The sequence below is a fragment of the Chitinophaga sp. genome, assembly GCF_035538455.1.
Classification (GTDB): domain Bacteria; phylum Bacteroidota; class Bacteroidia; order Chitinophagales; family Chitinophagaceae; genus Chitinophaga.
Map to the genome: position 1 here is coordinate 1 of NZ_DATLKJ010000133.1, position 9,806 is coordinate 9,806.

Consider the following 9,806-nt stretch of genomic DNA (forward strand, 5'->3'; position numbering starts at 1 on the left):
ATGGAACATAGGCACCCTGGGCCAGTTTATCTTCTTCGGGGGTATTGTCTGTATAGTATTTGATGGCCTCGCTATAGGCTACGCGGTTGGCCAGGAGGCCGACTACCTCTATTACCCATTTACGGGCTTCTGTTCTTATTTCAAACTTGTCGCCGATTGATACCGGCTTAGCTGCTTTCACAGAAGCGCCGTTCAGTTTCACTTTACCACTGTCGCAGGCGTCTGAGGCCTGGCTGCGGGTTTTGAAAACCCGGATGGACCAGAGGTATTTGTCTACACGTATTTTCTCGGTACTCATAGTTAAATAGCGGTTAGCTATCAGCTACCAGTAACTAGCAGCTGATAGCTGATTTCTGTTTTATTTGCTCATTTCCGCGAAGAATTTGTGGAAATAAGGGATGGTTTCAATGCCTTTGTAATAGTTTTCCAGGCCGTATTTTTCGTTTGGCGAGTGCAGGTTGTCGCTGTCCAGACCAAAGCCCATCAGCACTGTTTTCAGGCCCAGTTCTTTTTCGAAGAGTGCAACAATAGGAATGCTGCCGCCGCCGCGAACAGGGATCGGTTCTTTGCCGAAGGTGGCGCCGATGGCTTTCTGAGCGGCTTTGAACGCAACAGCCTCTGTTGGCGTTACATAGGCGCTTCCGCCGTGGTGCTTACTTACTTTCACTTTTACGCTTTTAGGAGCAATTGCTTCAAAGTGTTTGGCAAACAGGTCGGAGATTTCGTGCCAGTCCTGGTTGGGAACGAGGCGCATGGAGATTTTGGCGTAAGCCTTTGAAGGCAGTACGGTCTTCGCGCCTTCGCCGGTGTAACCACCCCAGATACCGTTTACCTCCAGTGTAGGACGGATACCGGTTCTTTCGATGGTAGTGTAACCTTTTTCACCCCACACGTCGGCTACGCCCAGGTCTTTCTTATATTCTTCCTCATCAAAAGGTGCTTCGTTCAGGGCTTTCCTTTCTTCTGCGCTCAGCTCCTGTACTTTGTCGTAGAAGCCGGGGATGGTCACATGGTTGTTTTCATCGTGGAGAGAAGCGATCATCTTGGCGAGGATAGTAGCGGGGTTGGCAACAGCGCCACCGTAAACACCACTGTGCAGGTCGCGGTTAGGACCGGTCACTTCGACTTCCATGTAGGACAGACCACGCAGGCCGGTATCGATGGAAGGCGTTTCCAGGCTGATCATGGAAGTGTCTGAAATCAGTACTACGTCTGCTTTCAGGCGTTCTTTGTTTTCTTTCAGGAAGATGCCCAGGTTGGCGGAACCAACTTCTTCTTCACCCTCAATCATGAATTTGATATTGCAGGGGATAGAGTTGGTTTTATGCATGGTTTCAAATGCCTTCACGTGCATATAGAACTGGCCTTTATCGTCAGCGCTGCCGCGGGCATATATGTTACCGTCTTTGATCACCGGCTCAAAAGGACCGCTGTGCCACAGATCCAGGGGATCAGGGGGCTGTACGTCGTAGTGGCCGTACACGAGTACAGTAGGTAAAGAAGGATCTATGATCTTTTCTCCGTAAACGATAGGATGTCCTGCAGTGGGGCATACTTCTACATTATCCGCGCCGGCTTGTTGCAGGCGTTGCTTTACAGCTTCCGCACACTTCTGTGTATCGCCATTAAAACGGGAGTCTGCACTCACAGAGGGAATGCGTAACAGCTCCAGTAACTCTTCCAGGAAACGATCTTTGTGTTGTGCCTGGTAATCTTTCCAAACTTGCATGATTCAGGAAATTAAGTTCACAATGGGGTGCAATTTAAAGGAAAATCGACATTCAGAAACCGCACGCGGCTTAATTTCCGGGCATAATAGCCGTGGGCCTAATGTATAGGGGTATCAGGCAGCAAGATGATGACAGATGAAAATAATCAGGAGATCAGTTTCTGGCGTACCAGGAATTCCAGTTTCTCGTTTACATCCAGGAGTTTGGCGGTAAGTTCCTTGTTTTCTTTACGGAGGGAATACACTTCATAGGCTTTCTCGATGTTGTGTTTTAATTCCTCATCGTTCCAGGGTTTGGAGAAATACTTGTATACCTGCCCTTTGTTGATGGCATCAACTACAGCGTTGATGTCGGCATAACCGGTAAGCAGCATACGGATTGGTTCGGGGTACCTTTCCAGGATGGATTCGAAAAACTCTATTCCGGTCATTTTGGGCATACGCTGATCGGAAATGATGATGTGGAATTCGTGTTGTGCCAGCAGCTTTTCTGCTTCTTCTGCTGAAGTAGCGGTAAACACGGTATACTGCCTTCTGAACGAAGCTTTAAAAGCATTCAGGTTGTGTATTTCATCATCAATATAGAGTATATGGATGTGTTGAGCACTCATTTAAGCAGACTTAATTCCAAATTAGTAATAATAAATGAGTTAGAAACAATGAAACAAGAGTATCGATTTAGTATCTGACTGCCCCATTCACTTTTTTGGCGATTACAATTTCAGACTATCAGTCTCACTTGCTGAAAAGTATTAACAGCAAAATGATAATGTAAAGGTACATATAAACATACTGTTTTAGCATGAATATTTCAAGGAGGGCCGAACTTTTTTTTAAATTAGCCGTTTCCATAATCAATAATGATTTGCATCATTACTTTACATATTTTCGTACAGGTATAAAAAAGGCGCGTTTACCGGCTTTTTTATAGCTTTCACCGTCAAAACAACTACATTGTACCGGTGGGCGTTAAAACGGGAATAAGTTTTGCACACACGCTGGTACCTAAAACTTAAATCTATATTCAATGAAAAAAGGAATTATTGTCATTATTGTTCTCGTTTTATTGGGCTTGTTTGGTTGCAGTAAATACAACGGATTGGTTCAACAGGATGAAAATGTGAAAAATAAATGGGGAGCTGTTCAGAGCAGCTACCAGCGCAGGGCCGATCTGATCCCTAACCTGGTAAGCACGGTGAAAGGAGCTGCCAACTTCGAGACGGAGACACTGACCAAAGTCATTGAAGCCCGCGCAAGCGCTACTCAGATTAAAGTGAACGTTGATGATCTCAGCCCTGAAAAGATCCAGCAATATCAGGCTGCCCAGGGTCAGTTGAGCCAGGCTTTAGGACGTCTGCTGGCTGTTTCTGAGAGCTATCCTGATCTCAAGGCTAACCAGAACTTCCGCGATCTGCAGGCCCAGCTGGAAGGCACAGAGAACAGGATTAACGTTGCCCGCAACGATTTCAACGAGGCTGTAAATGGCTACAACAGCCGTATGCGCACTTTCCCTACTAACATCATTGCCGGTATCACCGGTTTCAAACAGAAAGGTTATTTCGAAGCTCAGGCTGGCTCTGAGAAAGCTCCGGAGGTGAAATTCTGACCTTGATCTTTTTGATGAAGATGATTGTCCTGACAGATGAAAAGCAGGTGGGGTTGATGAAAAAATATCAGGCTCACTGTTCATCGGTCAGGACAATCGCTTAATGCAAAATGATCATAGTCTGTTAAACTAATAAGTCTTATGCGCATCTTTCCCTTTAAACGAAAAGAGATCTTTTCCGAATCGGAAAAAAACAGGCTGGTGCAGGCTATCCGGGTAGCAGAAAGGCTTACTTCCGGCGAGATCAGGCTGTTTGTGGAAAACCATTGCAGTTATGTAAATCCGATGGACAGGGCCAGGGATGTATTTAAATCCCTCGGCATGGAAAAAACAAAACAACGCAATGGTGTACTGTTATACATCGCGCTGAAAGACCAACAGTTTGCCATCCTGGGAGATCAGGGCATCCATGAAAAAGTGGGTGACGATTTCTGGGTGAAGGAAGCTACCTTACTGACAGATCATTTCCAGGATGGCCGTATTATTGAAGGTATGGAAGAATGCATCCGTGAAATAGGAGAGTCGCTTCGCACACATTTTCCGCATGAAGCCGGAAGTGATGAAAATGAATTACCGGATGACATTGTCTTTGGTCATTAAAGACACTCTTTTTAAAACGATTTTAGTTTGGATAAAATGAGGATATTACGCTGGTTTTTGCCTGGATTATTGCTGATGGCGGGTTTGCTGGCTAGGGCACAGCAGATCCCTCCGAGGCCTAATCCTCCGACTTTAGTGAATGATTACGCCGGCATATTGCTGAGAAATGAAGATGAGGCGTTGGAACAGAAGCTGGTGGCCTATAACGATTCTACTTCCACCCAGATCGCCATTGTAATTTTGAAATCTGTAGGCGACTATGATCCGAGTCAGGTCGCTTTAAAAATTTTGCGTGATTGGGGAATTGGTTCAAAAAACAAGAACAATGGAATATTGATTCTTGTTTCTGTAGAAGACAGGAAGATAAGGATCGAGACAGGCTCTGGAATGGAGGGTGTGGTTCCGGATGCTATCGCTAACAGGATCATTACAGAGATTCTTGCGCCGGCATTTCGAGAGAAACAATATTACCAGGGGCTTGACGGGGCTGTAGACGCTATACAGAAAGCTGCAGCTGGTGAATACAGGGCAGATCCGAGAAAGAGTGAACCGGGCATCAGCCCTGGCGCTATTTTCCTGATCGTGCTGATTATGGTGATCATCATTTCCCTGATCAGTCGTGGTGGCGGCGGTGGTCGCGGTGGCGGCACCACTTACAACAGACGTGGTGGCTGGTTATGGCCAGTAATCATGAGCGGCGGCTGGGGCTCCGGCGGCGGCAGTGGTGGTGGTGGCTGGTCCGGAGGTGGCGGCGGAGGCGGTTTTGGCGGTTTCGGCGGTGGTTCCGGAGGTGGCGGCGGGGCCAGTGGCAGCTGGTAACTTTGAAAATTATGTTATGTCATACCTGCATGTATTGAATGGTGATGTTACCCTTACCTTGTTCCGGCAAAGTAAGGTGCCCGGAGAAATGGTAGTATGCCGCGAAATGATGTGTGAAGGGAAAATAAAGCACACCAAAGATCCTGAACGGTTACTGGAAAGCAGAGCCAAGCACCTTGAGTTTCATTATGGTATCGACAAACAAACCTATCAGAACAATGTTGTGGAGGAGCTGGAGAAACTAAAAGACTCCAGCTCCTTTGAAGAAGTAATACTCTGGTTTGAATACGATCTCTTCTGCCAGATTAACTTATTATTCATTCTCTACTACATCCGCAGTAAAGCGGATAAATTACCTCTCATTAGTATTGTAGACCTCCCGCATCATGTTGAGGCCAGCGCTTTCAACCTATTGATGGAAAAACGTGTGCGGCTTATGCCCCAAGATCTTCAATTCGCAGATGATGCCTGGGATGCTTATTGTATGGATACGCCACAGGCGCTGGAAACTATCAGCAAGCTGAATCCAGGTAACTTGGTACATCTGCCCCAAGCTATACATGCCCACTTACAGCGTTTTCCTGATGTGCATAACGGACTGAGTTTTATTGAAAGCTACTTCCTCCGCAAGCTCGATGTGGGCAAATACCGCTGGCAGGACCTCTACAGCTTATTTTGGAATGAACAGAAAATATATGGCTTTGGCGATTTTCAGCTTGATATACTGGTGCACCGTATGGAAGCTGCCGGTGTAGTAGAGGATGAAAACCAGCTGTTGAAGATCACAAGCCTCGGCCGGGAGATACTGAGAAATGAAGAGAACTATCTCGATTATACGGTATTACAACACCGCTGGATGGGAGGGGTAAGGCTGGAGAATAGCCCCTGGCGTTGGGACCCGGGGACAAATAGTATAGTACAATTGTAAACATATTTATAAAAGCGAAAGCCCCGTTCAAGTTGAACGGGGCTTTCGCTTTTATGCTGTTTGATATCTTCATCTCTCAGCCGATCACAATCCTTTTATTTCAGTAGCGGCCTTGCGCATATATTCAGCCTGTTTGAACAAACCATCGCGATCAGCCCCGCTGAGGCCAATAGCGTCTTTGGCTTTTTTCTGCGAAATTTCCTGTAGCCAGTTGCTGATATAGGTACTTACCTGGTTGTTGTTGAAATGTGCGGCCATGCTCTTGATCTGATCAACGCCATGCATTACAGCATCTGTGTTGTTGAGCCTTGCGAGGAAACCGAGATATTCGAAAGCCGCATTGAGTTTGTCCTGGCCGCTGGTTTCATCAAACTTGGCGGCAACAAACTTAATGTCTTCCGGGTTGCCTTTTCTTGCATACACGCTGGAAATAGCATTAATCATATTGCCTTTGGCATCTTTTTCCAGTTGTTTGCTGAGTGTATATGCTTTGTCAATATCCAGGTCCGCGAGTCCGTTAAGGCCAGCGGCTTCAACGCCATAAGAAGGATCCTTGATGGCAGCTTCAAACAGGGAAGCGTACTTCGGGTCTTTCAGTTCGCTCAGTTGTTTGATGGCAGCTGCTTTGGTGAGTGAGCTGGGGTCGTTCTTTGCCATGATTTCGAGGGTCGCTATGGTAGCTGATTTCACGGCATCGTTCTTAAACTCCAGGGAGTTGACAGCCAGTGTACGCAGACCATGGTATTTATCTTTCAGTGCGTCCAGCAGCAGTTTCACGGCTGCCTGGTTGCGGCCTTGTTCTTCAACGGCAACTTCTATAGCGCTGCGACGGTCCATATAGTTGGCTGCGTGAGCATACTGGTATACATAGGTAGAGAAATCGCGATGATCGTCTTTCTTCGCCAACAGTATTTTGTCTGCATCGACATTCACCAGATCCGGTCTGGTAGTGTAGGAGAATGTAAACGAATCCACCCGATTAGCCATGGTGATATTGTGTCTTTCTTTCTTACCACCAGCGTATATGTCAATCGCCATCGGCAATTCCCATACTTTGCTGTCTTTCTGGATCTGTTGCAATATCACCGTTACCTTTTGGGCTGCATCGTTATACTTGTAGCTGATGTCCAGCTCGGGGTAGCTCTGTCCGAAATACCATTGGTTGAAGAACCAGTTCATATCCCTGCCGGTAACTTCTTCAAATGCCAGTCGCAGCTGGTGTGCTTCCGCAGGTTTGAAGGCGTTTGTTTTAAGATAGAGGTTCAACGATTTGAAGAAAGCGGAATCGCCTACGACATTGCGCAACATGTTCAGAATGCGTCCGCCTTTCTGGTAAGTAACCTGATCAAACATATCTTCCCGGTCGCGATAATGAAAACGCACCAGGTCTTTATCACCTGAGTAACGCACCATAGAGAGATAAGACATCATGGCTTCGTAGTTGTGTTCATCTGCAGCATCCTTGCCGTATTTATGTTCCAGCCACAGGTATTCACTGTAGTCTGCAAATGATTCATTGACAGTGAGGTTACTCCAGGATTCCGCGGTAACGAGGTCCCCGAACCAGTGATGGAACAACTCATGGGCGATTACTATTTCATTGTAGTTGTTGTTGTCCAGCAGTTCGCGGTCTGTTTTCTGAAGGAATTCGCCGTGGAGCGTGGCGGTTGTATTTTCCATCGCGCCTGAAACGTAGTCTCTGCCGGTGATCTGGGAATATTTCACCCAGGGGTAATCATATCCCAGTATTTTGGAATAAAAGGTGAGCATCTCTGGTGTATTACCAAAAATGTTCTTCGCATATTTCTCATATGGTTTCTCGAGATAATAGCTTACTTCCTTTCCACGCCAGTTGTCTTTCACCACCGCATAATCGCCCACAGCCATCATAAACAGGTAGGGAGAGTGGGGGAGATCCATTTTCCAGGTATCGGTACGGGTACCATCAGCGTTATTTTTCTGGCTTACCAGTTTACCATTGGAAAGGGTAACATACTTTTTATCAACCGTCATGCTGATCTCCTCGGTACACTTCTGGTTGGTTTTATCGATGGTGGGAAACCATACGGAAGAACCTTCTGTTTCACCCTGGGTCCAGATTTGTGTAGGCTTATTGGGCTCCGTGCCGTCCGGGTTGATGAAGTAAAGCCCTTTGGCGTCTTTGATGGCTTTGCTGCCTTTTAACTTCAGCTCATCGGGTTTGGAGGTATAATTTATGTAGACGATATAAGATTCTGAAGGCTGATAACTTTTATCCAGGCCGATATGAAGCTGCATGCCATCGTAGTGGTATTTTACTGGTACCTGCCTGGAACCTTTTACCAATGCCACTTCCTTAATGTCCATGCCTTTGGCGTCGAGCGTGAGGGAATCTGTGCTGTAGAAGTGAGGCTTCAGGGTTATCCATGCTTTACCATAGAGGTATCTTTTCGCATAGTCGAAACGCACGTCCAGTTTGGTATGCACCAGATCGTTCACTTTGGTGGCGGAAGCGCGGTAGATTTTCAGCAACGGGTCATCCGTAACGTTCTTGTCTGTCTGGGCCATCAGGGGGGCTGTTGCAGCCAGTCCGGCCATTCCCCCTATCAGTATACCAAAGATAGACTGCTTCAGGTATTGATTCATGTAAAAAAGTTTTAAAACAAATGTATCCGCTTGCGCGTGGATAAAGGGCCAAATTTAAACAAATGGGTTAAAAACGAGCCAAGTGGTTAAAAATGCTATTTTTGTTATGCCTGTAGGCACAAAATACATCATATATGATCAAAGCTCTGGTGAATGGAAAGTCAGCCTTCAATATAGAACAAACTCCGGCCGTTACTGTTAATGATCAGGAGGTAGACTGGTCTGCAGTGCAGTTGCCCACGGGCGATTACAGCATTATCCTGGATGGACGCAGTTACCAGGCACAGGTGCTGAAAATAGATAAAGAAACCAAGACAGTAGTGTTGCAGGTGAATCATCAGCAATACGAAGTGGCCATAGAAGAACCGATCGATCAGCTGCTGGCCTCTATGGGCATCAAAGATGCCATGGCCAAAAAGGTGAACGATATCAAAGCCCCGATGCCGGGATTGGTACTCAAAGTACTGGTAACTCCCGGACAAGCTATCCGTAAAGGCGATCCGGTGCTGATACTGGAGGCCATGAAAATGGAGAATGTTTTTAAAGCCACTGTAGATGCCGTGGTCAGGGAAATCAAGGTTACGGAGCGTACAGCTGTGGAAAAAGGCGAGGTCTTGATCGTGCTGGAATAATATTTGCTCTAGGAGCACTTTATACCAATTTTAACTATGCATCTTAAATACAGGACAGTATTATACGTATGGGCATTCCTGCTCTTGTGCGGCCGCGTGTGGGCACAGAACGACCAGCATTTCGTATATATCCAGAGTGAAAAAGGACAACCGTTTTATGTGAAGCTGAATGGCAAGGTGTTGAGTTCCACCGAGCGCGGGTACATCATCCTGCCGCAGATCGAAAGTGGTACGACACCCATCACCATCGGCTTTGCAAAAGATGCAGGCCCGGAACAGAAATTCTCGCTGAGAGTATCAAAATCAGATCAGGGTTTTCTGCTGAAGAGAGCAGGAGCTTCCAGTACCTTATATAATCTTCAGACCTTCCGGGAAACAAAAGCTGACGGTGGCGATGCAGTTGCAGTTGCTGATGTAGCTCCTGAGCAGGATGCAAACGCAGTCCCTGCCCCTGCTTCAGAAGATACTTCCCGCAAAGAGATGATGGGCAATATGCAAAAAGATCTGGAACAGACTTTTGCCAATAAGGCTACCGTGACTGGTCCTGGCCAGCCTGCTGCCAAACCCGCCAACGCTTTCTCTTCAGCTCTTGATAAAGTAGTAGTAACAGGCGACGACAGGGATACGCCGGCTGAAGAAGCTGTGAAACCCGCTCCTGCACAGGAACAGGTAGCTACGGTGGCACCGGAAGTGAAAAAGCCCCGTGGGAAAAAGCGCAAAGAAGAAAAAGCGCCGCTGACAGAAGAAGAACAGGCCATCCTTAAAGATGTGCTGGCTGAAGAAGATAAAACAGCTGCCAGTGAAGTAGCAAAGGCCAGTGCTACTCCGGAAGTACAACCTTCAGAGGGAGCCCCGAAGGAAGAAGCT

Annotated in this window: 10 protein-coding genes; 6 read left to right on the forward strand and 4 right to left on the reverse strand. The window is 46.8% G+C overall.

What is annotated here, in order from left to right; translation table 11 throughout:
- The 3 genes from VM802_RS15495 to VM802_RS15505 form a co-directional block, all read right to left on the reverse strand.
- A partial coding sequence (locus VM802_RS15495; protein ID WP_325532044.1) for an RNA-binding S4 domain-containing protein occupies positions 1–298 on the reverse strand: 298 nt, incomplete at its 3' end.
- Between the two features lie 60 nt (positions 299–358).
- A complete protein-coding gene (locus tag VM802_RS15500) occupies positions 359–1,729 on the reverse strand; it encodes a dipeptidase (protein WP_325532046.1) in 1,371 nt (456 codons plus the stop codon).
- Positions 1,730–1,875: 146 nt separating this feature from the next.
- Positions 1,876–2,340: a response regulator gene (locus VM802_RS15505; RefSeq protein ID WP_325532048.1), complete on the reverse strand. Its 465-nt coding sequence runs from the start codon at positions 2,338–2,340 to the stop codon at positions 1,876–1,878.
- 416 nt (positions 2,341–2,756) lie between these two features.
- On the opposite strand from VM802_RS15505, the gene VM802_RS15510 reads away from it, so the two are divergent.
- The 4 genes from VM802_RS15510 to VM802_RS15525 all read left to right on the forward strand — a co-directional run bounded on the left by VM802_RS15510 (position 2,757) and on the right by VM802_RS15525 (position 5,682).
- The gene (locus VM802_RS15510; protein WP_325532050.1) at positions 2,757–3,335 is read left to right on the forward strand and encodes a LemA family protein; all 579 of its coding nucleotides are present in this window, start codon (positions 2,757–2,759) and stop codon (positions 3,333–3,335) included.
- A 141-nt stretch (positions 3,336–3,476) separates the two neighbouring features.
- Positions 3,477–3,935, forward strand: coding sequence for a TPM domain-containing protein (locus VM802_RS15515; RefSeq protein ID WP_325532052.1), 459 nt, complete (start codon positions 3,477–3,479; stop codon positions 3,933–3,935).
- A 57-nt stretch (positions 3,936–3,992) separates the two neighbouring features.
- Positions 3,993–4,754 (forward strand): TPM domain-containing protein, encoded by a 762-nt coding sequence (locus VM802_RS15520; protein ID WP_325532054.1) that lies wholly within the window; start codon positions 3,993–3,995, stop codon positions 4,752–4,754.
- Positions 4,755–4,770: 16 nt separating this feature from the next.
- Positions 4,771–5,682, forward strand: coding sequence for a DUF1835 domain-containing protein (locus VM802_RS15525; protein ID WP_325532056.1), 912 nt, complete (start codon positions 4,771–4,773; stop codon positions 5,680–5,682).
- Positions 5,683–5,766: 84 nt separating this feature from the next.
- Here VM802_RS15525 and VM802_RS15530 read toward each other — a convergent pair whose 3' ends face one another.
- A complete protein-coding gene (locus VM802_RS15530; RefSeq protein ID WP_325532058.1) occupies positions 5,767–8,307 on the reverse strand; it encodes a M1 family aminopeptidase in 2,541 nt (846 codons plus the stop codon).
- Between the two features lie 134 nt (positions 8,308–8,441).
- Between VM802_RS15530 and VM802_RS15535 the strand changes: the two genes are divergently transcribed.
- Together VM802_RS15535 and VM802_RS15540 are read left to right on the forward strand one after the other, a co-directional pair.
- Positions 8,442–8,939: a biotin/lipoyl-containing protein gene (locus tag VM802_RS15535; RefSeq protein WP_325532060.1), complete on the forward strand. Its 498-nt coding sequence runs from the start codon at positions 8,442–8,444 to the stop codon at positions 8,937–8,939.
- Positions 8,940–8,975: 36 nt separating this feature from the next.
- A partial coding sequence (locus tag VM802_RS15540) for a hypothetical protein (protein ID WP_325532062.1) occupies positions 8,976–9,806 on the forward strand: 831 nt, incomplete at its 3' end.

Bases quoted from the DNA above. Each gene is read 5' to 3' on its own strand.
- VM802_RS15515 (WP_325532052.1), top strand. From the start codon at position 3,477: ATGCGCATCTTTCCCTTTAAACGAAAAGAGATCTTTTCCGAATCGGAA.
- VM802_RS15505 (WP_325532048.1), bottom strand. From the start codon at position 2,340: ATGAGTGCTCAACACATCCATATACTCTATATTGATGATGAAATACAC.
- VM802_RS15535 (WP_325532060.1), top strand. From the start codon at position 8,442: ATGATCAAAGCTCTGGTGAATGGAAAGTCAGCCTTCAATATAGAACAA.
- VM802_RS15530 (WP_325532058.1), bottom strand. From the start codon at position 8,307: ATGAATCAATACCTGAAGCAGTCTATCTTTGGTATACTGATAGGGGGA.
- VM802_RS15500 (WP_325532046.1), bottom strand. From the start codon at position 1,729: ATGCAAGTTTGGAAAGATTACCAGGCACAACACAAAGATCGTTTCCTG.
- VM802_RS15510 (WP_325532050.1), top strand. From the start codon at position 2,757: ATGAAAAAAGGAATTATTGTCATTATTGTTCTCGTTTTATTGGGCTTG.
- VM802_RS15525 (WP_325532056.1), top strand. From the start codon at position 4,771: ATGTCATACCTGCATGTATTGAATGGTGATGTTACCCTTACCTTGTTC.